At 41.0% G+C, this 26,324-nt stretch carries 18 protein-coding genes; 6 read left to right on the top strand and 12 right to left on the bottom strand.

Annotation, left to right across the window (positions count from 1 at the left end):
- Nucleotides 1–8 precede the first annotated feature (8 nt).
- Complete coding sequence (locus B5Y40_RS27545) at nucleotides 9–4,103, top strand: hybrid sensor histidine kinase/response regulator transcription factor (RefSeq protein WP_079690113.1); 4,095 nt, start codon at nucleotides 9–11, stop codon at nucleotides 4,101–4,103.
- A 103-nt stretch (nucleotides 4,104–4,206) separates the two neighbouring features.
- Here B5Y40_RS27545 and B5Y40_RS27540 read toward each other — a convergent pair whose 3' ends face one another.
- From B5Y40_RS27540 to B5Y40_RS27510, 7 genes are all read right to left on the bottom strand, one after another.
- On the bottom strand, nucleotides 4,207–8,373 hold the full coding sequence (locus tag B5Y40_RS27540) for a two-component regulator propeller domain-containing protein (RefSeq protein WP_079690112.1): 4,167 nt from the start codon (nucleotides 8,371–8,373) through the stop codon (nucleotides 4,207–4,209).
- A gap of 8 nt (nucleotides 8,374–8,381) precedes the next feature.
- On the bottom strand, nucleotides 8,382–8,894 hold the full coding sequence (locus tag B5Y40_RS27535; RefSeq protein ID WP_079690111.1) for a cupin domain-containing protein: 513 nt from the start codon (nucleotides 8,892–8,894) through the stop codon (nucleotides 8,382–8,384).
- A 92-nt stretch (nucleotides 8,895–8,986) separates the two neighbouring features.
- Nucleotides 8,987–10,120 carry a glycoside hydrolase family 26 protein gene (locus B5Y40_RS27530; protein WP_079690110.1) on the bottom strand — a complete coding sequence of 378 codons (1,134 nt, stop codon included), beginning with the start codon at nucleotides 10,118–10,120 and terminating at the stop codon, nucleotides 8,987–8,989.
- Nucleotides 10,121–10,303: 183 nt separating this feature from the next.
- The gene (locus tag B5Y40_RS27525; protein ID WP_079690109.1) at nucleotides 10,304–11,521 is read right to left on the bottom strand and encodes a glycoside hydrolase family 26 protein; all 1,218 of its coding nucleotides are present in this window, start codon (nucleotides 11,519–11,521) and stop codon (nucleotides 10,304–10,306) included.
- A 232-nt stretch (nucleotides 11,522–11,753) separates the two neighbouring features.
- A complete protein-coding gene (locus B5Y40_RS27520; protein WP_079690108.1) occupies nucleotides 11,754–12,815 on the bottom strand; it encodes an IPT/TIG domain-containing protein in 1,062 nt (353 codons plus the stop codon).
- A 28-nt stretch (nucleotides 12,816–12,843) separates the two neighbouring features.
- A complete protein-coding gene (locus tag B5Y40_RS27515; RefSeq protein ID WP_079690107.1) occupies nucleotides 12,844–14,412 on the bottom strand; it encodes a RagB/SusD family nutrient uptake outer membrane protein in 1,569 nt (522 codons plus the stop codon).
- Between the two features lie 22 nt (nucleotides 14,413–14,434).
- Complete coding sequence (locus tag B5Y40_RS27510) at nucleotides 14,435–17,605, bottom strand: SusC/RagA family TonB-linked outer membrane protein (RefSeq protein ID WP_079690106.1); 3,171 nt, start codon at nucleotides 17,603–17,605, stop codon at nucleotides 14,435–14,437.
- 444 nt (nucleotides 17,606–18,049) lie between these two features.
- Here B5Y40_RS27510 and B5Y40_RS27505 point away from each other — a divergent pair, with 444 nt between their 5' ends.
- A complete protein-coding gene (locus tag B5Y40_RS27505; protein ID WP_079690105.1) occupies nucleotides 18,050–18,520 on the top strand; it encodes an FKBP-type peptidyl-prolyl cis-trans isomerase in 471 nt (156 codons plus the stop codon).
- Between the two features lie 65 nt (nucleotides 18,521–18,585).
- Here the strand turns inward: B5Y40_RS27505 and B5Y40_RS27500 are convergent, their stop codons facing one another.
- The 3 genes from B5Y40_RS27500 to B5Y40_RS27490 all read right to left on the bottom strand — a co-directional run bounded on the left by B5Y40_RS27500 (nucleotide 18,586) and on the right by B5Y40_RS27490 (nucleotide 20,908).
- Nucleotides 18,586–18,933, bottom strand: coding sequence for an MmcQ/YjbR family DNA-binding protein (locus B5Y40_RS27500; RefSeq protein WP_079690104.1), 348 nt, complete (start codon nucleotides 18,931–18,933; stop codon nucleotides 18,586–18,588).
- Nucleotides 18,934–19,019: 86 nt separating this feature from the next.
- Nucleotides 19,020–20,120, bottom strand: coding sequence for a LysM peptidoglycan-binding domain-containing protein (locus B5Y40_RS27495; protein ID WP_079690103.1), 1,101 nt, complete (start codon nucleotides 20,118–20,120; stop codon nucleotides 19,020–19,022).
- Nucleotides 20,117–20,908 carry a DUF4905 domain-containing protein gene (locus tag B5Y40_RS27490; protein WP_079690102.1) on the bottom strand — a complete coding sequence of 264 codons (792 nt, stop codon included), beginning with the start codon at nucleotides 20,906–20,908 and terminating at the stop codon, nucleotides 20,117–20,119. Before B5Y40_RS27490 ends, B5Y40_RS27495 begins: the two co-directional genes overlap by 4 nt.
- 103 nt (nucleotides 20,909–21,011) lie before the next feature.
- On the opposite strand from B5Y40_RS27490, the gene B5Y40_RS27485 reads away from it, so the two are divergent.
- Genes B5Y40_RS27485 through B5Y40_RS27475 form a run of 3 tightly spaced genes read left to right on the top strand, consistent with a single transcriptional unit; the run spans nucleotide 21,012 to nucleotide 23,816 of the window.
- Nucleotides 21,012–22,340: an NfeD family protein gene (locus tag B5Y40_RS27485; protein ID WP_079690101.1), complete on the top strand. Its 1,329-nt coding sequence runs from the start codon at nucleotides 21,012–21,014 to the stop codon at nucleotides 22,338–22,340.
- Nucleotides 22,337–23,086, top strand: a complete 750-nt coding sequence (gene kdsB / locus B5Y40_RS27480; RefSeq protein WP_079690100.1) for a 3-deoxy-manno-octulosonate cytidylyltransferase — start codon at nucleotides 22,337–22,339, stop codon at nucleotides 23,084–23,086. The genes B5Y40_RS27485 and kdsB overlap by 4 nt, the downstream gene beginning before the upstream one ends.
- The gene (locus tag B5Y40_RS27475) at nucleotides 23,076–23,816 is read left to right on the top strand and encodes a DUF3667 domain-containing protein (RefSeq protein WP_079690099.1); all 741 of its coding nucleotides are present in this window, start codon (nucleotides 23,076–23,078) and stop codon (nucleotides 23,814–23,816) included. The genes kdsB and B5Y40_RS27475 overlap by 11 nt, the downstream gene beginning before the upstream one ends.
- 9 nt (nucleotides 23,817–23,825) lie before the next feature.
- On the opposite strand, the gene B5Y40_RS27470 is transcribed toward B5Y40_RS27475, so the two are convergent.
- Nucleotides 23,826–24,761 carry a phosphate/phosphite/phosphonate ABC transporter substrate-binding protein gene (locus B5Y40_RS27470; protein ID WP_079690098.1) on the bottom strand — a complete coding sequence of 312 codons (936 nt, stop codon included), beginning with the start codon at nucleotides 24,759–24,761 and terminating at the stop codon, nucleotides 23,826–23,828.
- A gap of 228 nt (nucleotides 24,762–24,989) precedes the next feature.
- Between B5Y40_RS27470 and B5Y40_RS27465 the strand changes: the two genes are divergently transcribed.
- Entirely contained in the window at nucleotides 24,990–25,784 is a 795-nt protein-coding gene (locus tag B5Y40_RS27465; RefSeq protein ID WP_159453827.1) for a glutaminyl-peptide cyclotransferase, read from the top strand.
- A 30-nt stretch (nucleotides 25,785–25,814) separates the two neighbouring features.
- Here the strand turns inward: B5Y40_RS27465 and B5Y40_RS27460 are convergent, their stop codons facing one another.
- Nucleotides 25,815–26,324, bottom strand: a complete 510-nt coding sequence (locus B5Y40_RS27460; protein ID WP_079690096.1) for a YfiR family protein — start codon at nucleotides 26,322–26,324, stop codon at nucleotides 25,815–25,817.

Raw genomic sequence — 26,324 nt, 5'->3', positions numbered from 1 at the left:
TTTGCCGTATGACAGGCTCCTCTATTAAAAGATTTTCAATCAGTTTCCTGCTCCTGATCACAACCGTAGTTACGGTCGCTTTTGCGGATTCACCTTTCTTTTCCACGCTCTCCATGCGTGACGGACTTCCATCCAACATCATCAGCTGGGTAGCCCAGGATAAAAATAATTTTATGTGGATCGGCACCTCCAATGGACTTTGCCGCTATGATGGATATCGGTTTATCACTTTTAAAAAAGGAGAGGCAACGAACACCCTATCCGCCAACGAGGTGAGCTCACTGCTGGTGATTGGTGATTATCTATGGGTAGGCACCTGGAAGGGACTCTGCAAAATCAATACGACTACTTTCGAAGTGACGCGTATTGATCTTGGAAAAAATGTAGTAGTGCGCACATTATATAAAGGTACGAATGGGAAACTCTGGATCGGTACAGCCACCGGGCTCGTACAGTATACCTTGGCAGACGGAAAATATATACTATATACAGCGCGCAACAATCACCTTAGTCACAATACCATCCGCTCGATCTTTGAAGATTCGCGTGGGAACCTGTGGGTTGGTACGTATGACAAACTTAACAAGCTTGCCAAAGGGAAGAATACATTTACTACTTTCGACCTGAAAGGAAGCTATAAACCTTCGTTGAAGAACAACCTGATTTGCGGCGATATCAAACCTGCTTCGCCGTCATCAGATTCATTACTATGGATTGGAACCGAAACAGGCCTTTGTCTTTTTAACACCTATACCCATACTTTTGAGAACTTTACCGAGAAGACTATACCGTTTAGCAACGAAGTTATCAAATGTATATATCCGGATGGGAATGGGAATCTGTGGCTCGGCACCGACTTTGGACTAAATGTTTTTAATCCTGCTTCGAAAAACAATACAGTATATTTCCACAATCCGCAATTGTCGTATTCTATAGCGAACAATGTGATCTGGCAGATCTTTGAAGACACTGGCGGTGTTATCTGGTTTGTTACCTCCAATGGATTAAGCAGGCTTAACAAGTTCAGAAATTTTTATACCTATCACGAAGTATCTTACCCGATCAACAATCAAACAATAGGCAACCAGGTAAAGGCTGTGCTGGTTACACGCAAAGGAATTCTCTGGCTTGCTACACTCCATGGAGTAATCCGCTTTGACCCGGTAAAAAAAACGCGTCAGGTATTTGAGACCGGTGCTCCCGAAAATAATCGCATCCAACTCAACAATACATTTGCGCTGGAAGAGGATGACTATGGGCGCATCTGGATTGGTACTGCAGGAGGTATAAATATCTGGGATGAAGCCAAACAGAAAATGCACGCTATCAGCGCGAATGCCACCAACGGACTTACCTCTAATTATATAGCGCGCTTTACCAAAGGTACAGACGGCTCGTTCTGGGTTAGTGCATGGGAAGGTGGGCTATTCAAAGTAGTCGGAAATTTTCAGGAGATATCTTCCATACATTTTGAACTGGCCGGTGATTTTGGGTCACCTAAAAATGTAAGTGGAGCCAATGCGCTCTGGGCCTCGCATTATGCAGAGTTATTTCGTATTGATCTGCAATCGCATAAAAGCACAAGCATTCAGGCTTTCAATTCTATATCTCAAAAAAAAGATATAGCCTGCCTATACTTTTCACGAAGAGGAAGTTTGTGGGCCGGTGTTACTAATGGATTGATTGAATATAAACCACAAACCGATTCGGCTATATTTTATCCTGTGACTACCGGAAATGAAATTACGCTTGCCAGCATTACGGAAGACGCAGAAGGAAACATCTGGTGTGCTGCCAGTAATTTCATTCTAAAGTTTTCCGTGCCGGATCACCAACTTGAAATATTTCCTTTGGATAAAGATATACCGTTGAAAAATTTCTTTGACGGTTGCGTTGCCAATACACCTGAAGGTGAAATTATTTTCGGTGGCGACAATGGGTATATTACGCTTTCACCACGTGTAAAGCCGAACGTGTTCGAGCCGAATATATACATCACCGCTTTGGAGATCAACAATAAAATCATAACTACCGATGAAGCGATCGATGGCGAAGTGTTACTTCAGAAAGACATCTCCGTTACCAATGAACTGACACTGGAGTATGCGCAACGTTCCATTGCTTTTGAGTTTTCATCCTTGCATTATTGGCAGCCTTCAAGCAATGTATATGCATACAAACTGGATGGATTCGATCATGACTGGAACTATGTTTCAGGGCTGAAGAACTTTGCCGTATATTCTAACCTGTCGCCTGGTGACTATACACTTACTGTAAAAGGCACAAATAACTATGGTATATGGAGTGATCATGTAGCAACTATCCATATACGGGTGAAGCCTCCTTTGTTTCTAAGTACGGGTTTCATTGCACTCTATATATTCTTGTTGATCACAGTTACGATTGTCGCCTTGCGAACATACTCCGCCCGACTACATTTAAGAAATGAGTTAAAAATCACGCGCATCGAAAAAGAACATGCTGAAGAGATCGTACAAACCAAACAGCAATTCTTCGCGAACATTTCGCATGAACTGCGAACACCGATCAGTCTCATTCTTCCTCCTATACAGGAATTAATAAAGCGTGGCCATCTTCCGGATGATAACAGACGCCTGCTAACTTTGGCAGAAAAGAATTCACAACGTCTGCTGCGTGTCGTTAACCAGATCCTTGACTTTCGAAAACTTGAAAATGATAGTCTGCAATTAAAAGTTACTTCGTTTGACCTTGTACAGTTTTGTCGTGAGATGTATTCTCTCTTTACGGATAAAGCGAATCGCAAGGAAATCAATTTTACTTTTCACGCAGGTGTAGATGAATGCCTGGTATGGGCAGACACTGAAAAAATAGAAACGATACTCTTCAATCTACTATCCAATGCTTTCAAATTTACTCCGGAGAGTGGCGTAGTTGATCTGACCGTAGAGCTCCTTGGAAAAAACGATACGTATACCAAAGGCGCGATTGAAGTAAAGGTAACGGATACAGGTATAGGTATAGCTCCGGATGAACTTTCTAAAATTTTCGAACGCTTTTACCAAACGAATGCCGCCAAAAAACTTGAAGCAGGTTCTGGTATAGGGCTTACGCTGGTAGCAGAATACGCGAAGCTTCACCATGGAGAAATACAAGTGGAAAGTACAGTCGGTAAAGGCGCTTGCTTTACGTTAGTCCTGCCATTGGGATCACAACATTTCCCATTCGAATCTACAGATCATTCGGAAGTGAAGCTGGTTGCTGTTAAATCATCTGTGGCAGAAGATGATTCGAAAGCGTATCGTTATGGATTGGAATCGGGCAAACCGTTGGTATTGATCATTGAAGACAATCCGGACATTATCGAATTTATTCAAGTGAGTCTGAAAGAGAAGTATAATTTCGTTACGGCATTGAATGGTGAGGATGGTTTAAATAAAGCGAGCAATTTTTTGCCTGATATAATTGTCAGCGATATTATGATGCCGGTGATGGATGGGCTTTCCATGTGTAAGAAAATAAAAAGTAATCCCAAGACGACTCATATTTCCATTATTATACTTACGGCGAAAGGCTTGACTTCACAACAGATCGAAGGTCTTACCATTGGAGCCGATATATACCTTACCAAGCCCTTTGAGGTTGACTTGCTGGAAGCGCATATTGATCATTTACTAAAGCGTAAGAAAGAACTTGCAGATTATTTTAAACATGAATTGCTCGTACAACCTTCGTCAACAGCAACGGGTGAAAATGTAGATGATAAGTTCATACGGAAAGTGATGAACATCATTGAAGTAAATATTTCGAATCCGGACTTCAGTGTCGAGATGCTGAGTGATGAAGTAGGCATGAGCTCAACGCATTTATACCGCAAGCTGAAATCCACTACGCAACTTTCACCAAACGATATCATTCGTAAATACAGGATCAAGAAAGCTTCGCTATTGTTGGGCAATAAAGAAGGTAACATTTCGGAGATCATGTATGAAGTAGGATTCTCAAATCTATCTTACTTTTCAAAATGCTTCAGAGCTGAATTTGGCGTTACGCCAAAAGAGTATCAACAAAAGATGAGTAAGAACAGTATTGAGATTGATCCTATTTCCAAAGGAGATGTCTAAATTTATCTATTCGTTATTATATACCAGCGAAGACATCAAGAGATTCATCGACTCAGAATGTGACGGTGTAAGATCCACAGGTATATATTCTCTATTGAATTCATTACTCTAGCTGATAATCGTCACTTGTTCTCTGAACGAACTCGGAAGGTGTAACTCCGAAGAGTTTTTTAAAGCACTCACGGAAATATTTCAAATCGGTAAATCCTACCTCGTATGTAACTTCGGCTATGGTAAGTTGATTTTGCTCGAGTAATTGTGCTGCACGCTTCAGGCGAATAACCCGAATGAATTCGTTAGCAGATTGTCCAGTGAGAGCTTTAAGCTTACGGTATAACTGCGTGCGGCTCATCCCAACATCACGTCCCAAATCATCAACAGCATAATCTGGATTGCTCATGTTTTTTTCGATACTCTCCAACGCCTGCTGCACAAATGTTTCATCGGCGGAAGTAAGCGTTACCCGTTTCGGCTCGATTGTGAGTACTTCATTGTCCCGAAACATTTTGCGCATGAGTTCGCGCATACGCATCAGGTTGCGTACTTTCAATTGAAGTACTTTGGGATTGAATGGCTTTGTTATATAGTCATCGGCACCAGTCTCAAGTCCTTCTACTTTAAAGATCAGCGAAGTTCTTGCCGTTAACAGAATTACCGGTATATGTGAAGTCTTTACATTTGATTTCAGTTGTGTACACAATGTTATACCATCCATCACCGGCATCATCACATCACTGATCACCAGGTCCGGCATTTCTTCCAAGGCTATATCCAGCCCTTCTTTTCCTTCTGATGCCTGCAGCACTATATAGGTTCCGTCAAAAATGGATCTGATATAGGTACGTACTTCATCATTGTCTTCCACCAACAACAGTTTGGGAAGGTCCTTCAAGTTTTCCGCAATGGCCTGGGTATCTTTTTCAGGTATAAGTATAGGCTGTGGTTTAAATGTCGGATAACGATCCATACTCTCTATATCCTTAGACACCGACAGCAGCTCGGCTGCATCGAAGTGTGCAGATCCTTTAGGTAACGTTATTACAAACCGTGTGAACGAATTCTCTTCACTCTGCACCATCAATTTGCCGTGATGCATATCCACCAGACTCTTCGCCAATGCAAGACCTATACCAGTACCGGTGTGATGTTTATCTTCATCGTAGCTGAAGAACGTTTGAAATATACTATCAAAATGTTCGCGTTTGATTCCTTTACCGTTGTCTTCTACCGTAATGGAGATCTCGTCCTGTCCTTCCACGATTTGCATGGTGATCTTTCCTCCTTCCGGAGTATGCTTAAAGGCATTTGAAAGAAGATTGAACATGATCTTTTCGAACTGATCGCGATCAAACCATGCTTTGATAATATTGGATGAAGCATATAGCGAAAAATCAATTCGCATCTGCTCTGCCAATGTATCAAACGAAAGTTTAACTTCTTTAATGAATTTGACAATGTTACCTTCGGACACTTCAAGTTTCAGATTACCGGATTCTGCCTTACGAAAATCCAATAACTGGTTGACCAGGCGCAGCAAGCGTTGGGCATTGTTATTTATATTCAATAACTGGTCGCGCGTTTCTTTACCACCTTCACCTTTATCCAGTAAACTTTGAGATGGACCAAGAATCAGTGTAAGCGGTGTACGAAACTCATGTGATATATTGGTAAAGAACTGCAGCTTGGCATAGTTAAGCTGCTCCATGTTCTCACGCTGTAACCGTTCAAGCCGGAGATCATGTTTAAAGTTTGCCCGCATCAAAACAAGTGTGCGAAAGAGGTGCAACATCCCCAATGCCAAAACAAAGTATATAAATCTTGCCCACGTGCTTTTCCACCACGGAGGATTCATTACAACCGTTACGCTACTTACGTTTCCATTCCACACACCTTCGCTGTTGGCAGCCTTTACTTTAAATATATACTTCCCTTCGTTCAGGTTGGTATAGTTTGCGTAGCGCCTCGAAGCATTGGTGTAATTCCAGTCTTTATCAAAACCTTCCAGCATATAGGCGTACCGCGTTTTCTCAGGAGCAGCATAGTCGAGTGCCGTGAACTCAAATGATATAGAGTTCTCGCTATATTCTAAAGTTACCTGATCTATAGCGGACAAAGGCTTGTCGAGAATCACCCTTCCGTCAAATTCACTTCCGGTTGGAACAGACTTATTGAAGATCAGGAAATCGTTGATAACAACTTTCGGAAAATTAGGATTGGTTACAACGACATTCGGATCAATGATGTTAAATCCTTCTGATCCACCAAAAAGCAAGCGACCCTTTTCGTCTTTATAGCTTACGTTGTTGTAAAAAAAGCCACCCGCTAAGCGATCATGATGATCGTAATGCTTTACAAACTTTGCATCCAAAGGATCTATAACGGTGAGTCCGTCCCAATGTGCCAACCAGAGTTTACCTGAATCATCTTCCAATATACTTACGATAACATCGCTGCTTGGTCCTTCTTCAATTTTATAGTATTTGAATAATTCTGTTCTTCGGTCAAACGAGTTGAGTCCGCCTTCTGTACCAATCCATAACAGTCCTGCATGATCTTCATATATAGCATTGATAAAGTTGTTGGAAAGGTTTCCCTTGATGCTATCATGTCTGTGGAATTGACGAATGTCCAACGAGTCGCCTTTTGGTTTGATCTTATATAATCCGTTACCGCGCGTACCCACCCAAAGCGTGCCGGCAAGATCTGCATGCATCACAACGAGAGGAGCTTCGCGCAACAATGCATCGCTATAGGGAGTTACCTTTCCTTCCGGTGTGATCTTGTAAAGTCCGCCACTCCACGTTCCAATCCATACATTGCCTATATTATCCTCTGTCAGCGACATGATATAGTTACTGTTAAAAGAAGGAGTAGAAAATGCAGCGTAGTGTTCAAACTTCCTTACCCGCCCTGTGGAAGCGTCTACATCATCCTGGTGAAACCGATAGACACCTGCTCCAGCAGTGCCCAACCATACATTGCCCCGTGTATCGGTATATATTGTCTGGATGAAATTCACAAAGTCATTATCATCACGATCGATGATGCGAACACGCTGAAACGTCTTCCCCTTTAATTTATAGAGTCCTCCACCGATGGTCGATATCCAGTATCCCTGATCGGTTGAACTTCGCAGTCCGGTTATAATATTTTTACCTGTATCAAAGGAATCCGTTTTGAAAGACTGAAAGTCTTTTGAGTAGCTATCAAATTTATTAAGACCTTTTTTTGTGCCCACCCAAAACACTCCACTGCGATCCAGGTATAGGGCGGTTACTGTACCGTGTGAAAGGTTTACACGCTGATCAAAGTCACCTATAAATTTTGTAAATATATTTGTAGCGGGATCGAAAAAACTGAGCCCCTTCTCAGAACCTGTGATTATATAGGGACGCGCTCCTTTCACTGCATACATGGAGCGGATAAAACTAAAGCTGCTGGGTTTATCCGGAACCTGGTAATTTGTGATCACACCATCCTGCAACTTCTTTAATCCGCGAATCGTACAGAACCATATCGCAGGCTTTCCATTAACGGGAAGCTCACATATCTTGTAAATATAGTTATGATGATATTGATTTGCGGGGTCAAGTGTATATCTATAGGTTTTAAATCTATAGCGAGATGCGACATCTTTTGAAACTTTTTGCAAACCATTTGCTGTAGCGATCCATAGTTCCTTCGAAGAAGAAAGAAAAATATCGGTAACTATACTTTGGGCAAGCGAAGTGGTGTCGTTGGGTGTAGAAAAAAAAGATGCGAAGTTTTTATTTTCTGGGTCAAATACATTTAGGCCGTTCTCTGTACCAACCCACAGATTTCCATACTGGTCTTCACCTATGCAATTGACATTGTTGTGTGAAAGACTTTTTGCATCACCTTCGTGGTGACTGAACTGTGTAAATATATCTTTGTTTTTATCATAGCGGAATAGTCCACCCATGTGTGTACCCACCCACAGGTATCCTTGCTTATCTTCGTAGATCGCGGAGATCTTGTTACTCTTTATTTTATTGGGAGCATTATCAGAATGGTATACAACGGTGGAGTAGCCATCATAGCGGAGTAAGCCCGACCATGTGCCTATCCACAAAAAACCTTCGCGATCCTGAAGGATACAATTGATTGAACTTTGAGACAATCCAAGCTTCTCAGGAAGCTGATCGAAGATGATTTCTTTTTCAGGAAGTCCGGACGGTTGGGCAGCAGCAAATCTTATAAGAAAGAAAAGAATTACTACTGTCCAATATCGTCTCCGAACATCACACATGCTATATATTATCTTCCGAAATCATCCTGCACACGCACGATGTCATCTTCATCTGAAGGATGATTTGCATCGGTATGTTGCCAGATCTCGGAGATCATTCCCCATCCTTTTAAACCTACCAGTCTATGACGTTGTCCGCAATTCAACCGGATTATTTCTCCAATCTCAAGCGAGCGAAGTTCACCTTCTTTATCTGTTTCACTGGTAATAACACCAGCTTCTCCTGCTACAAGTTTCCAGATCTCTGCACGTCTGTGGTGATATTGCCACGACAAACGCTTGTCGGGTTGTACCATTAGAATTTTAGGACTTAACTTTTCGCTGATCTTCAAATCATTTACTTCGATGCCTGGGAAAAAATGACTGGCGAATTTCCGTGCCTGTGTTTCATCAATAACAAAGAAGCCTCCCCAAGGGCGTTCAAAATCCTTTGCCACTACCTTTAATCCCAATTGATCCAGGTAGGATTGCACGGTGTTGAAAATCTGTTGCTTTGAGTCTGTGTTTGAAAAAGTTACCATGTGGGTTATTTAAAACATTAGATGTAATCAGCCGGAAATATCGGCAATCGAAAATTAATTTCGTACTGCATCTTTTGTTTTCATATAAATCTTCATTTCAACAAAGGCTTACCAGGCAGATACATATTCTGAATGTCACCTTCGAAAAGTGAATACTTGTCTTCAAAAAAAGTGACAAAATCTTTGGCGGAAGCATGGCCGGTATAGGGAGCATAGTGATGCTTGTCGCTCGCATTGCGCCATACCATAAAATAAGCAACCTGTATATCACTATTTGCTTTTAAGGGGTTGAGTATAACTTGTGTGAACCATTGCGAATTGGTCACTCCTTCCAAACCTGTTTCCGTAAGCGCAGCTACTTTATTTTTTTCCTTTGCAAGGGTAGATATAGTTCGCATCACCGTAACAAAATCCTGCTGTTGTTCTGAAATTGATTTCCGGTTCCACGTAACGCCTACATCCATATAGTCATCTAGGCCTAGTAAGTCTACATACTCATCGCCCGGATATGCATATAGATATGATTTCTGTGCATCCTCTAATTTCATTCTGCTCCTGTCGGGCGAGAATGCATAAATGATGTTATGGAGATTTTTCTTATCACGCAGATAGGTTACTGTAAATTTCCACAGCGCTATATAGTCCTTTTCCGAACACACACCTTTTCCCCACCAGAACCAACTGCCATTGTGTTCGTGATAAGGACGAAAGATGATTGGTATATCTATAGTTCCATCTTTACAGTTCTTCAGAAAATCTGCGACAGCATCCAATTGTGTGAGGAAGTATGCATGCTCTTTTCCTCCCGGTAAAATCTCACTTACTGCCTGCACAGTATCCCATGCGTTGCGTCTGGTAACAGGGTTATCAACATGCCATGATATTGTGTTGATCCCACCGCGTTTATATACATTCCGGATCCACTCATGCAGTTTATTCTGATAGGGAGCATCGCTCTTTTTACCCAGATTGCCGATGTCCCATCCATGTATAGCAGGGTACTGACCGCATACGTCTTTCACATCCGACCGGCCCTGTTGTCCTTTCCATCGAACGCCATAGGCGTCACTGTCCTGGTGGCCAAAGAGAATTCCCTGACTGGAGATTCTTTTCAAGTTTACGTAAAGCGTTTTTGTTTGTTCTGTAGCGCGCTTGTCAATCAACTCTTGTGCTGACAGTAGCAACGAACCTGATACCAACGCCAAACAAATCAATATTACTTTCATAGCCCTAATTCTACTTTATTATAACAATTATACTAAAAATCGATGCTATAGTAACATCTATAGCATCGAAAAAAAGAAGCACCGTTAATTTAAAAGGCATGACTCCCGACTAAAATATCAGCGAAGTGTTAAAGCGCTTAGTTTTATTACTTCCTCCTAACGGAATTACCAATAGAAGAACGATCAATTTGGAATGACATACATATCAGGTAATTCATTTTGCAATAATGCTTTTGGCTTATTGGTAAAGTCAACAAAATCAGAGGCATTTGAAGATGAAGATACAGGAACAAAATAATTATCGCCTCCATTAACCCAAAACATAACAAAGGCTACTTCAATGTCATTTGCAGTAAGAGCATTATATACATAGTTTGAAAACCATCCGGTTATCGGTGTAGTGGATGGTGTTATCTGGTAGCCGGTTTCAGACATCGCTGCGATTTTTGTTTTTTCAATTGCCAAATCGGATACGATTTTTAACTTTTTATTGGCGAGGTCAGATCCTGCTTGTCCTTTGCCTGTGCTCAGGTCGCCATAATTATCCATACCCAGAATGTCAACATAATCATCACCCGGATATCGACTTAAATACTTATCCTTTGTATCATAACTGTTATCTGGTGACATCGCATATAAGACATTATGTACACCTTTGGTATTTTTTAAATAATCAACAGTAAAGCGATATGCTGTTTTATATTCATCGGCTGTACAAAACTCAGCTCCCCACCAGAACCAGCTGCCATCATACTCATGGAATGGTCTGAATATTACCGGAATCAATTCTCCGTTTGCTCCTTTCAGGCTGCTAAAAACAGATGCAACTTTATCTAATTTCTTTTTATACCATTCATGATTCTCTCCTCCTGGCAAAATACTTTTGAATGCTTTTGCTTTCGCATCAGCAGTCATGTCAGATACATAAAATGATTCTTCCTTATAGGGTTCCCGCAGGTGCCAGCAAAAAATATTTATCATCCCATTGTTATACGCTTGCTTAACATTGTTGATGATCTTCTCTTCCTGTTGGAAAAACCAATTATCGCTTTGGCCTGTATTATTCTTATCTGTAATAAACATAAAATCTGATCCCAGTAAAGCAGGATCGTTACCGGTTGTCTTTTTTATATCAGATATATCTCCAGTATTTTTATAGAATCCATCAAACGCGTCTTGCTGGCCAACAGCAAAACTGGTTTTAGCCATTACTTTTAAATTATAGAACAATGCGACTGTTTCGACTGTCGCATTTTTGTCAACCATATACGTTGTTACATTTTGCTTGGTTAGCGATGCCGGGTTTTCAGGTTGGGGCATAGCGTCAGTTTCCTTGTCTTTCGAGCAAGCGAAACAAAAAAACATTGAGATTACCCAAACTGCAGCTAATTTGTTTTTCATCTTATAAAAAATAATTCAACATCTATATTTATAAAATCTATACTCTCTATTGCATAAATAATTTACCTCTTGCAGCACTTGTTGTTGATACAATCAACACTTCGGGTGCGATGATATGTTTAAGGATATATGCAATGAACCCCAATTCTCCGTCAATAGAGAGAGGGAGAGAGTTAGAGAGAGAACTATATATATAAACCTGCAGAACGCAGTCCCGCAGGTTTATAGTAATCTATTTTATCAAGATCACATCATCTATATAGAAGGTTTCATCCTGATCATCCGGTCCTTGAATCCTCCATCCAATCTGGTTCCATGATGTAGTATTATTTTCACCAAAAATTTTCAAACTGCTTACCTGAAGTTTATAGTACGTCCATACGTTAGCAGGTACAGTAATTTTCTTAAAATCATCAAATGTATTGAAGGTTCCTGGCTGGGCCGAAGACCACACGTATAGCGTATAGTCTTTTGATGCACCTTTCAACCAGAACGACAGATATTTATAACCGTCATTCGATATATTATCCCAACCAAATCCATCCTGACTCCAGTTACCTTTAGCATATCCCAAAGACAACGAAGCGGTTCCTGACTTAAACTGCGTTGTACTAATAGATGAAGGTCCCCATGATGCATTCTGGAAAGCATTACCTGAAGGATTTATACCATAATCGTCCGTAAATAATTGCACAGCATTATCTATAGCCACAAATGATTGTGTAGTTGTCGCAGGGCCAGCAGCATTCGTAATTGTTAAGGTAGACTCATAGAAACCCGGATCAGGTTGTGGAAATTTTACGGTGAGCGTTGTCGCACTTTTATTAACGACTTCAAGCTCTGTAGTCGTCCCGGTAAAAGTAACTTTCGTTACATCGTCCAGGTTTTTACCCGTCAGTATAATTTCAGTATCCTTCTTGAAGTTGTAGTCCGAAACATCATTTATAGTTGCTAATCCCAACACAGTAAATGGCACTGTAAATATTTTACCGGAAGCATTCTCAAAAATGATATTCTGTTGGCCAGGAACAGCATCAGTTGGTACTCTGAAAAGAATGGCTCCATCTGTGTTAAATGTTGAAGTAAAGCTGGCAGGAACGCTTCCATTTTCAAACGTAATTTTCTGAATGTCTTTTAAGCCTGCGCCCGTGACAGTCAAAAGAGATTTAGCAGCCGCAGACTCCGGTGAGACATGCGCAACAGATGGAGAGACTTCATCGTCTTTACAGGAGGTCAAGTACAATGCTCCTGCAAACAACACCATCGTGAATATTATATTCAGATAATTTTTCATAGTTGATATTTTAACTTTCGAAAAAGGTTTATTGATAATACGGAACAGCAGGTTCTCTTAGCATAGGACTAGCTGATAAATCTGTTTGCGGAATAGGCAAGAACATTTGATCAGGAGAACTTAATATGATTTTTTCACTTTGAAGTTTACCATTGAAGTCATACGAGCCTCTCTCTTGTTTCTTTATTATCTCCTTAGCATTATTAAATCCCTGCCGCTGAATGTCAAACCAATAGTCGCCTTCAAAGGCAAACTCATGTCGGCGTTCCATCAATATATCATCCTTGGTTACTGATGTTAAATCTGGTAAGCCAGCTCTCTTTCTTACATCGTTTATGGCTTTTAATGCGGCTTCATCACTGGTAGACGCATCATTACCCAGAATTGCTTCTGCATATATCAATTCAATATCTGCGTATCTGAGTATATATGTGCAGATGTCTGTTGAAGATCCATTTACATTCTCTCCGTTAGAACCTGGGCCAACAACATATTTCATTGCGTTTGCACGTGAGCCATTTTTTGTTTTGAAGGCGTCATCACCACCTATAGATGTAGTATCATAGGTATATCCGTTAGGGAAATTTATATTTGTCCAATCCTTTCTGAAGAATCCGTGCTGCATGATTGACCAGTCTTTTCTTTTATCTAACGGATCGTATGATTTTATTAAATCTATAGTAGGAATTACAGATCCATAACCCGCACCCGTTGTTGGTTTTAACAAAGCCTGTGTTCCACAGTAAGCTTGAATTGGATTTCCAATTGAATATCCGCCCGCTGCGGCCCATTGCCAAGCAAATAATGATTCAACATTATTGTTTGCCTTTGAACTCGTAAACATTTCATAGTAGTCTGGGTAAAGTGAATATTTTTTAGAATCAATTACTAACCCGGCTTTGATTTTAGCATTTGCGTAATCTCCCATATACAGGTAAACTTTAGCCATCATACCAGATGCTGAGAGACTTGTAACTCTCCCTTTCTGACTAGCCTCACTTGCCAGGTTCGCTTCAGCATACTGTAAATCTTCCAATACATATCTTAATACATCAGCCTGTAGATAACGAGGTGAATTAAATACACCCGAAGAAGCAAAAGCAACAGGGTCGTCAACAATAGGTACAGCACCAAAGGCTCTGGCAAGAAAGAAAAAAGCAACCCCTCTCATAAATCTCGCTTCAGCGATACCCTGGATCAGGTAAGCCGGATCAGACACGTTTGCCTTCTTCTGTTCAAGTGTTTGAATTAATGAACTTGAAGCACCAACAACAGAATATAATGAAGCCCAGCTGGAAGCAACCAAAACATCACTACTTGTAAACGTGAACTTATTGTATACTAAACCTCCATAATTGGGGTCGTTAGCGGTGAGCATATTACCGCCTAGTGCTTCACCTATAGCATGGAAAGCTTTATCCTGATAGTCATACCAAACCTTATTATATAGTAAGCCAGTGGCACCATTTACCTCTATAGCTGAGTTATAATAGTTTTCTTCTGTCGGGTTATTCTGTGAAGGTCTCTCCAGGAAAGACTCGTCACAAGATGTTACCACAAAGAACAGTGATAACGTTAATATATATATATACTTCATTTTTTTATATTTAAAATGTTCTTTAGAATACAAAGTTACCTCCGATGGTAAATGTTCTTGGATTCGGATAATGCCCATCATCAATGTTCATATTGAACACGTTATTATTATAAGCACCAATCTCAGGATCATATCCTGAATACTTTGTAAATGTTTTCAGATTTTGCGCAGATATATAAACGCGTGCAGATGTAAACTTTGTCTTGTTTAAAAGAGTGCCTGGGATATTATATCCTAAACTTACATTCTGAATTCTCAAATAAGAACCACTTTCTACATATCTGTCGGATAACCTTCTATTGTTGTCATTCCATTGATTGTAGCGAGGAATACTTGCATCCGGATTTTCAGCAGTATATCTGTTCAACACATCAGTCGACTGATTCAAATAAGAATTATAAAGACCTTCTGTAAGACGTTTTGTATAATTCAGGATTTTAGCGCCATAGCTTCCCGTGATCAGTATAGACAGATCAAAATTCTTGTAGTTTACAGTATTGGTCATTCCATAGGTAAACTTTGGAATAGGGCTACCTATATTTGTTAAATCAAGGGAATTAATTAAACCATCACCACTCACGTCCTTAAAACGAACATCACCCAAGTATATACCTTGTGGGCCAACCGCTAATTGATTATTACTGTTTGCCAAACCAAATGCATCCAATTCTCCTTGCGTACGGAAGAGTCCATCTGTTTTTAAACCATAAAACGAACCGACTGCCTGACCCGAGGGAGAATTCGTTACCTGAATTGCATTTCCGTATTCTCTGTATGCTGGTTGTGGTACACCACCATTATCGTTCAAAACGTTTTTATAATGTGTGAATATGAAATTGGTTTTCCATGTAAGATTACCTTTTGTAATGTTGTTCGTAGTTAAAGATATATCTATACCGGTATTAGTCATTTTACCTGCATTTGTAACCGGAGGCTGCACAGGGTTATATGTATTACCCGAATTAAGACCACTATATACAGGAAGTTTGGCTTGCACCAGCATTTTTGTAGATACCTTTTGATATACATCTACACTAAGGTCAATAATGCCACTTAGCACGGTGGCGTCAATCCCCACATTTTTAGTCACTACAGACTCCCACTGTAAATTGGGATTACCCACATTGAAGTTCTGAGCACCGTTTCCAAATGGACTGATTGCAACTAATGATACATTCGTTGCGTAAGCGTTATTCTGATTGGCCGTATTAGAGTTTCCAACAGATCCTATCCCTGCTCTTAACTTTAAATGATTTATAGCTGGAATGTTTTTAATAAATTCTTCTTCAGAAAGTGTCCATCCTGCAGATACTGCCGAGAACACACCCCATTTTTTGTTAGGACCAAAAGAAGAAGAACCATCTCTTCTGATAGAACCAGAGAGAGAATATTTACTATTGAATGAATAGAGCGCTCTTGCAAAATAGGATTCATAAGCAGTAAGATATTTACCTCCACTTATAGTTTGGTTGGTGGCGGAGCCAGCGTTTATAGACTGCAAATTATTTGTAAGATTCTGTCTTGATGTAGTGATCTGGTCAAAATTGCTTAGGGTGGATTCATGACCAACTACCGCATTTACATAATGCTTGCCAAATGTTTTATCAAAGGTCAGGTAGTTTTTTAAAGCCCAAAACAATGCTGTTGTTCTGTCTTCAACTAGTTTGCTTGGGGATAATATAGTTGCTCCTGTAGCTGTATTCTGTACGAGCGGTTGAAACGCTGAATTTTGACCAAGGTTAAAGTCATAATTTATTTCATTTCTAAATGTAAATGACTTTAAGAAATTAATGTCGGCATAAAGTGCACCAAACGCTTTATACTGTATCGCTTTAACATTTCGCATAGTAGCCATCGCTACGGGATTGTTGGGGTTACCAAAATTACTACCCCCTATATTTGATACTGAAGCGAATTGTCCATCTAGTCCTCTTACAGGTGCTGCGGGACTATTGTAAACTGCCAAACTAATAACCGCATCCGATCCATCGGTTAACGTAATTTTCTGATTTGATTTTGAGACATTAAGATTAATACCGGTTTTAAGCCAGGGCTTTACCTGCTGATCTATACCGAGTTTTATATTAAACCTTTCGAAGTCAGAGCCAATTACAATCCCTTCATTCTTATAATAATTAAAGGAAGTATAGTATGTAGTTTTGTCTTTGCCGCCTGAAAAAGATAATTGATGATTTTGAATTGATCCTTGTTGAAAAATTTCGTCTTGCCAATCTGTTCCTCGCCCAAGAAGAGATGGATTCTTAAATTCAGCTAATGTATCCAAAGTACTACCTGCAGCTCTTATTTCGGGTACCAGTGAGTTTTGATAGCCTGCATACTGCTTCAAATCCATTAAACTCAACTTTTTCCTCAGGTCCTGTACACCATAGTATACATCGTATGTAATTTTTGGTTCACCGGCCTTGCCAGACTTTGTTTTAATTAAAACTACTCCATTTGCACCCCTCGCACCATATATAGCTTGTGCTGATGCATCTTTTAAAATATCTATAGATTCAATGTCATTTGGATTAATGGCAGCTAACGGACTCTGTACATTTTGTCCTGCCATTCCTCCAAGTTGGTCTTGCGATATACTGCTTCTGCTTCCATTTAAGATCACGCCATCCACTACATATAGCGGCTGGTTGCCATTAACAGAAGTGATTCCTCTTACATTTATGGAAATACCTCCTCCGGGCTGACCTCCATTACTAGTTACTGTTACGCCAGCGAGCTTGCCTTGTATAGCCTGATCTATACCTGCAACAGGTAAGTTTTTAATATCTTTTTCAGATACGGAAGATATAGATGATGTGACGTCCGTCTTTTTAACAGAGCCATAACCAATTACTACAACTTCATTCAAAGTAGATATGTCTTCTTCCAGTACAACATTGATCACTGTTTGATTGGCTATAGCAACTTCCTGTTGCTTGTAGCCGATGAAACTGAATTGAAGTACGCCACTCTGCGGACCGTCAATCGTATACTCACCGTCTGCATTGGTAACTGTACCGATCGTTGTTCCCTTGATCAAAATATTGACCCCTGGCATCGACTGACCTCCTGCGTCTTTAACTACTCCGCTCACGGTGTTGGTCTGTGCGTATGCAAGCTGCCCCAGCAGGAAGAAGCTTGCCAGCAACCAGCTGAGCCGGATCACATTGCCTGGTAATAATTTTCTTTTCATAAAGGTGTTATTAGGTTATAGAAAAATTTTCAAGAGTGTAAACAGGATGATCAGTACTATCAGTCCGAAAAATGCTTCGAGGAAAAAGAGCACTCTGACTTTACGCAGGTCCTTTTCGGTAGATCTTTTCTGGATGAATAATACTTTGGCAATCCAGTTCAACATGGACTCTTGTAGGTTAAATCGGGATGAAAGTTGAGGGTTAAATGCGGATCAAGAGGGTGGTAAATCTTCCAAAAACGCAGGACAAACGTTTCCAGATCAGCGCTGTACGCTAACGTGTGCGTAAAATTGTAAAAATGATGGCTTTGAATCCTTTTCTGAGATTCTTAAAACTTAAGAAGATAAAAGACACTATTTTTGCGGTACCAATAGAGGTTCGCCTTCCTGCTTCATCCCGGAAACCGAGGATAATCTCATTGAAACATTAAAAATTATTCAGCAATGCAAATCACTAAAAACAAAGTAGCTGCGATCCACTACACACTTCGCGACAATGAAGGAAACATTATCGATACCAGTGATGGTCGTGATCCTCTAAATTATCTGCACGGTGCAGGAAACCTGATAGCCGGAATGGAAGAAGGACTGGAAGGAAAAAGCAAAGGCGATAAACTTCAATTGAAAATCGAGCCGGCTAAAGGATATGGAGAAAAAGATCCTGCTATGATTCAGGAAGTGCCACGTTCTGCGTTTGGCGACCAGGATGTACGCAAGGGCATGAAGTTCTCAACCAACCATGGCAATGTTGTTACAGTTACAGAAGTAGGTTTAGAATCTGTAACAGTGGATGCTAACCATGAATTGGCTGGCGTTGAACTTAACTTCGATGTTGAAATTGTAGATGTTCGTAATGCTACAAGTGATGAGATTTCTCATGGCCACGTGCATGGCGCAGGTGGACATCAGCATTAATATATAGCTTTGACTTATGGGCTGTGAGTTTCGAAAGAGGCTCACAGTTTTTTTTGATCTATACCTCAGTCAAGGTGTAGTTCTTTGCGCACTTTCTTGGTGAGCTTCATTTTCTTCAATTCGTAAGATTGACGGATATAGCTTTCCAGTTCTTTCGGTTTAAGCTTCTTGATATCGGTTAACGATACCCACTTGGCGCGTGCCATATAAGGAGCTGGTATGAATCCTTCCTGTGAAGCTAGCTCTTCAAAATCTTCATCTGGCACTTTAAATGAAATTCGGAGTGGACTTTCCATGGAAGAAACGCAAAACATTTTCCCTCCTATACTAAAACAAAGATCGCTTCCCCACTTAATATCTTCAGTAGCGGCTGGAAGAGAAAGACAGAATTTGCGCAGCACTTCGATATTCATGGTTGTTGAGATTATTACTCGTGGATCTCTCCGATAAAAATATAGGTGTATACACGCTGTGCATACACCTATATAATACCTGTTTCTTATTTATAATAAGTCACTTCAACTCTAAAGCGCGGATCTATAGCGCCCAGTCTGTCGAAAGCTGATTTCGAAATCTTGATCACTACTTTATCGGTTAAAGCTGTATCCGGAAGTTTACCCATCACGCGTACAAATACTTCGCGGTTATTCAATTCGTTTCTTACTTTCAGAATTGTTCCTACCGGAGCCGTGCGATGTAGTGCGAGATACTTTCTGTTTCCGTCTGTTCCTTCAATCAACTCGGCTATACCTTTCTCTAAAATTTCATCACCATTCTTTACAGACTCGGAGATACGTATAGTTTCAGTTGTTGGATTTCTTACAGGCTCCTTCACAGGAGCATCATTCTTCACAGGAGGCGGATCGTTCTTAACCGGTTGTGTAGTAGTAGTAGTAGTGGTCTGACGTGCTGTAACAACAGGTTGTTGCGTTGTTACCGAAGTATCTCTTCTCACCGGAGAAGTACCTTGCGCAGGCTGCTTCACATTAATAGTCTGACCAATATCAAGTTCATTACTCTGAAGATTGTTCCACTCTTTTAGTTGTTGAACCGTGATATCATATTTATTCGCGATGGAGTAAAGCGTTTCTTTTGGTTCTACTGTATGTGTACCGGCTGCATTTGTAACCGCTGGGGTTGATGTGGTTGTGGACTGATTTGCAGGTGTACTCGCGGTATTTCTTTTTTTGATCACGATCTCCTGTCCAATAGTAAGGGAGTTGTCCGCGAGATTATTCCACTGTCGGATATCCTCTACCGAAACACCATATGCTTTTGAAATGGAGAACATTGTTTCTTTAGCAGCTACTACGTGAATAATTCCTCCGGTAGTTTTAGCAGCCGTGTTGGATGCAGTACTCTTCGCCGTATAAGGCACTTTAAGAATTTGTCCGATAGACAAGCCTGCGCTTGCCGCTGGATTGTATTGGACAATAGCGTCCACGGTTGTGCCATAGCGCTTCGAAATACCATATAGTGTTTCCTTCTCACCTACCTGGTGAACAACGAAGATTTTTCCATTTACAGTTTCAATGCCCAGTGAGTCCTGAGCGTGCGGCTGAAAAAATAAAGCACCCGCGTATATCAATACATTCATCATAAAAAATAACTTATCAGCTCACGTTTATTCTTCACGAAAATTACGCATCCTGAGAGGATGAAAAAAGTATCCTGGCCGATTCCTTTTAAGGACTCATCCAGTTTTTCATGCAGCAGTGTCTCTCCTGCATGTGACAATACTAACAAATAATTCGCCAGATCATTTTCCTTCGTGTAATACGAGATCAAAATCTTTGAATCATGCTCCAAGTACTCCAACGCAACAACCGGCATTAAATTTAGTCTGCTCTCTAAAAATGTTTTAACCGTACTGAAATGTGCAGTTCCTTCATAATAAAGTGACGGCTTCAAAAACGGGTCTGCTAATTTTACAGACGATGGCTGCGGGGCAGATTGCGTTGACGGAATCTCCTTCCCTGAAAGTAAATCAAGCACCACATCCTTCGTTCCCATTTTCGTGGAGATACCCAATACGTTACTTCCCTCGATCGATGAGATCGAAAAATCATTATTCCACCAAAGTAATTTCAAATCACTTGCTGAGTAAGCAAGAATTCCTTTCTTGTCAGGGTTGCTCGTATCAAGATAAATTGTAAAGAGAATGATGCCGTGTGCTGCTGCGTTGAGGTTAATCCACCAGGGTTCCTCCAACATCACATCTTCCCAGCGAAATGTATCCTGTACATATTGCCATGCAGAAAACATAACCTGACGTTGCTCGTGGTTGCGCACTTCTATCAGCATCGTTTCTTCTTCCGGCAACACTACTGTATTCCAGATGATGCCGTTGAAGGTATGCGAAAATTTATATTTCAGTTTTTGTATCAACTTCTTAGTTGGTGAACATCCCAAATCGCAAGGTTTTTCAAAATGCCCTGGTTATTTTAGTGCAAGTATAAAAAGATTGATCTTTGGATCGGAAAATAAATTCATGAAGAGCCTGCCCGTATTCCTGCTTTGCTTTATCATGCTTTCTGTTTCGGCTTTTGCCCAGAAGAAGGTGATGATAATGGAGATCAAAAATGAAATTGATCCCCGCATGACGCGCTACGTTGAGCTCGCCCTGAAGCATGCTGAGGAAATAAAAGCTGACGTTGTCATCATCGAGATGGACACCTACGGTGGTGTGCTCACCGATGCAAAAGATATCGTTGACAAGATCATGGCGTTTAAAATTCCGGTTTGGGTATTCATCAACTCAGATGCTGCTTCCGCAGGAGCATTGATCTCCATTGCATGTGATAGTATTTATATGTCACCGGCCGCAAGCATTGGTGCTGCTACCGTTGTGGATGGCAGTGGTGGCAAGGCTCCTGATAAATATCAATCCTATATGCGCTCGATCATGCGCGCTACCGCGGAAGAAAATAAACGAGACCCGCGTATTGCAGAAGGTATGGTAGACGAAAGCGTTGTACTGGACAGTATAAAGAAAGAAGGGCAGATCATTACTTTCTCAACATCGGAAGCGATCAAATATGGTTACTGCGAAGCAAAAGTTGAGTCTGTAGAAGAGATCCTTAGCCGGAATAAAATTACAGGCTACACCATCGACCGTTATGAACTTAGCGCTACAGATAAAGTTATTACCTTCTTTCTAAATCCTTTCATTAGTGGGCTTCTCATTCTTGTAATCATTGCAGGTATATATTTTGAAATGCAAGCACCCGGCATTGGCTTTGCAGGTGCAGCCGCTCTTGTCGCCCTGATCCTATACCTGGTGCCTTACTATTTGAATGGCTTGGCTGAGCATTGGGAAATCATCGCGCTCTTTGTCGGGCTCGGATTAATTGCAGTTGAAGTATTTATACTTCCAGGCTTTGGTGTTGCAGGTGTTGCCGGCATTACACTTATTATCGGATCGCTCGTGCTGATCATGATCAACAATGACGCTTTCGATTTTGAGTTCGTGCACATGAACGATATACTGCTTGCCCTCACCGCTGCTATAGGAGGAATACTCGGTGGTACAGTGCTCTTGTTTGTTGGAGGAGCGAAACTCGTCAACACACGGATTTACAAACGCGTTGCATTAACCGATACACAAGAAAGTTCCCAGGGATTTACCGCCAGCTTCAAAGAACCGATGAAGGGAAAGCAAGGTATAGCACATACTATATTACGCCCTAGCGGGAAAGTAATGATCAACGATAAACTCCATGATGCTTTTACGCGTGGAGAGTATATAGAAAGAGGTGAAGCGATTGAAGTGGTCGATGATGAAACTACATCTTTAAAAGTAAAAAGAATATCTGCATGAGAATTTTAGGAGTTATACCAGCTCGTTATGCCTCCACACGTTTCCCCGCGAAACCATTGGTAGACATCGCTGGTAAGTCGATGATACAACGTGTATACGAGCAGGTAAAAAAAGCATCGGGCATTTCAGCCGTTGTCGTTGCAACCGACAATACTATAATTTTTGATCACGTTAAAAGTTTTGGTGGAGATGTATGCATGACCAAGGAAAGTCATGTGAGTGGAACTGACCGTTGTTTCGAAGCATTGTCGCTTCAAAAAGATATATATGATTATGTGATCAACATTCAAGGCGATGAGCCTTTTATACAGCCATCACAAATTGAACTGCTCGTATCGCGACTCAACGGTAAAACAGAAATAGCCACGCTCATTAAAGCCATTGACAATGCAACACAACTGTTCAATCCGAACCTTGTAAAAGTTGTGATCAGCAAACTGAATGAAGCATTATACTTTAGTCGCGCTACCATTCCGCATCTTCGAAATATACCAGAGGCAGAGTGGCTGACGAAGCATACATTCTATAAACACATTGGCATGTATGCCTATCGCGCAGATATACTCCAGCAACTTACCATACTTCCTGTTTCGTCATTGGAGAAAGCAGAATCATTGGAGCAGTTGCGCTGGCTGGAAAATGGATTTAAAATTATGGTTGCCGAAACCGCGGAGGAGACAGTAGGGATTGATACACCGGAAGATCTTAAACATGCCCTTAATCTCATAACCTCACATGAATTGTAAAAACTGTGACGCTGCTATAGCAGGAACGTTTTGTTCTGCCTGTGGACAGAAGTCTGATACGCATCGTATCACCATCCCTCATCTTTCGCATGAACTTATCCATGCAGTTACTCATGCCGACAAAGGATTTTTTCTGTTGATGAAAGACCTTGTTGCAAAACCTGGTATAGTGGCACTGCAGTATATAGAAGGTAAACGGAAAAAGTATTTTAACCCGCTGAGTTTTATAGTAATCACCACGGCATTCTCAGCCTATATCGGCTACAAAAGTGGCTACTTTGAAGCGCTGACATATCCGAATTCTGCGAAGCAACCTCCCCTTCCCTATTATCGGGAGAGTATGCAATTTATGGTCGAGCATGGAAAAATGCTCGGTCTTATATTAATTCTGCCGCTGCTTGCCTTCTTCGCCTGGATCTTCTTTAAACGCTCACGGTATAATTTTGCTGAAAGCTTTGTGCTTCATTCCTTCGTGATCGGACAAACCAACATTCTACGGGTTGTGATATTTATACCTGCTTTTCTGGTTGCACCGCACACCATCGGCTTAAACGAGATGATCTTCTCGCTGGTATTTCAACTATACCTCATCATTGCTTACAAACAATTTTACAAGGGAAATCTCGCGCTGGTTATTTTCAAATCGTTGTTAATACGAATACTCTTTATTGTATTCTATTGGGTTTTGATCTGGACATTTGTTGCCACGATGCATACGATAGCCGGATAGCTATAATATTTACCGAGTTACTCCCATCACGACACGCAGCGAATTGTAATCAGCATCCGATGCTTTAACGAAGCCTTCGGTGCCGTATAGTTCGAGTAGAGTTTGTTTCCCTTTCGCTTCGCTCGCCAGCTTTACTAAGGCAACGTATAGCTTTCGGGCTGCTTCCGGATCAAAGTTCTTAGAGAACACGATTGGATCATTGGGTATAGCATCTGTCTTTACAAGTGTAATCACTTTCTGCTCTACATCCGGATATTTATCCTTGATGCGAACACGGGCATCGCGTAAGGTTCCGTCTGTTGCCGGTGGCGAATAAAATGCGGCACCCGCATCGACCTTACCTTCGTATACCAGCTTCACGACTTCATCATGTTTCTTGGCAAAGATTTCTTTGGAAGGTTTCACATTATTTTTCTCCAACATTTTTTTAGGGTATAAATATCCAGATGTTGAAAGTTCGTCCGTATAGGCAATTGATTTTCCCTGCAGATCTTTAATAGTCTTTATACCCGAAGAGGCACGCGTCAGAATCTGTCCGTAATACACCGAATGGCCAAATCGTACGGTGCGAAGTTTAACTACTGCGCCATGCTTCTTGTTGGCAAGTATATAACTCTGGCTGCTCATAATAGCAAAGCATGAACCATCCGCGCCAAAGTAATCAACCATTTCATCGTACGAAGAAGGTATAACCATCTTGATGGAAAGGCCTGTCTCTTTTTCCAGGAAGTCTTTAATGAACGTTCCATTCTTATTTAACAACTCCGCAGATATAGATGGTGTCAGATAAAAATTAATGGTCTGCGACTGTTGTGCCTGTAGAGACACCACGCATAAACTGAAGAGGAGAACGAAGAAGTGTCGGGTTAGCGCGATGCAAATGGTGTTCTGTATACCGGGGCATAGCCATCGGTAGCGTAAATTTTTCAGAGGGGTGGAGTACATCTTTTTATGGGGTTGATTGTAAAGATAAAGAACTTGTGAAACGACTAATCGTCAAATTCAACGAATAACATACACCAAGAGAACATCCCGTATAACAGGTAAGCGTTTGTCAGAGCCATTAACATTCAACGGGCCACACGATTACCGGGCGGTATGACTATTCTGTAAAACTCCTGTTGGGTATTAGCGATAATTTTATTTCTTTTCGAAGTTAATTATTAAATGCGAATGAAAAACTATTTCCTGCGGCTGTCGATCGTTATCGGTTATTGTGTTGTAATCTCTTCCTGCGGGAATAAAAAGGGTACAGAAGATCAACCCGTACGCGATAGCCTATCGCTTCATTATACTGTTATCAGTACGTTACCACACAATTCAGAAGCGTATACTCAGGGGTTAACCATCTATCAAAATAAGATTCTTGAAAGTACAGGACAGAACAATCATTCCTGGATTGCGGAAGTAAATCCGGGTTCGGGGCAGCATGATAAAAAAGTAACATTACCGGGACAGTATTTTGGTGAAGGCATTACGGTTTTAAATGATAAGATCTATCACCTGACATGGCAGAACAAAGTTGGATTTGTATACGATGCCCGCACGTACAAACAGCTTCGTGAATTCAAATACGACACGGAAGGCTGGGGCATTACGCATGACACCAAAAACCTGATCATGAGTGATGGCAGTGAGAAACTATACTTTCTGGATACCACGAGCCTTAAACCCGTAAAGACGGTTACCGTGATGGATGGCGGAACGCGTGTAAAAAAGCTAAACGAGCTTGAGTATATAAATGGGTATATATATGCGAATGTGTATGAAACCAATTGGATTCTGAAGATCGATCCCGCCACCGGAAAAGTTGCTGGTCGCCTGGACTTTTCTCCGATCGGAAATGAAATCAGAAGTATGTATCCCAATACAGATGTACTAAACGGTATAGCGTACGATCCGAAATCAAAAGCAATTTTGCTTACCGGAAAACTTTGGCCAAAATCTTACCTGGTACGCTTACAGTAAGTGGGGACTCGCGCTCCGCGTATGTTTTAACTATATAGATTGGTTTGCCAGCGCAGACAGATTTTTTGACACTTTAATCTGGCGCTTATCCAGTTCAGTGTTGTTGATATCGAATCGAAGTGTGCTATTTTCCATTACTACAAAGCTGAAGCCTGCACCTTTTTTAAAGAGACCTTCACGTTCGCAGATAATAATAACAGGTTTACCCTGCAAGGATTTCAATACGTCATCCAGCGCTCCGCTCTTACCATCGGCAATATATAGTATATGTGGAAGGTCGATGGCAGTAACGTTATCCACCTGGCTTACTTTGACGATGCTTCCATTCACAATTTTACCATTTTGCTTTAAAAGCTCTTCAAAGATCTTTGATTTACCCAATACCGTTATCTGCATCTCACCATTCTGTACCGGCCATGAAGAATACTTCGCTATATTGATAACAAACAAGGAATATACGTGGTAGTTTGTAGTCTGTGCCTTAGCGGATAATGCAAACATCACCATGCAAAGGGCAATGGACAATCTGAGATACTTCAT

The organism is Ohtaekwangia koreensis, from assembly GCF_900167975.1.
Taxonomy (GTDB): Bacteria; Bacteroidota; Bacteroidia; order Cytophagales; family Cyclobacteriaceae; genus Ohtaekwangia; species Ohtaekwangia koreensis.
Note: the sequence above shows the minus strand (reverse complement) of the source record. Positions and strands in the feature narration are given on the sequence as shown.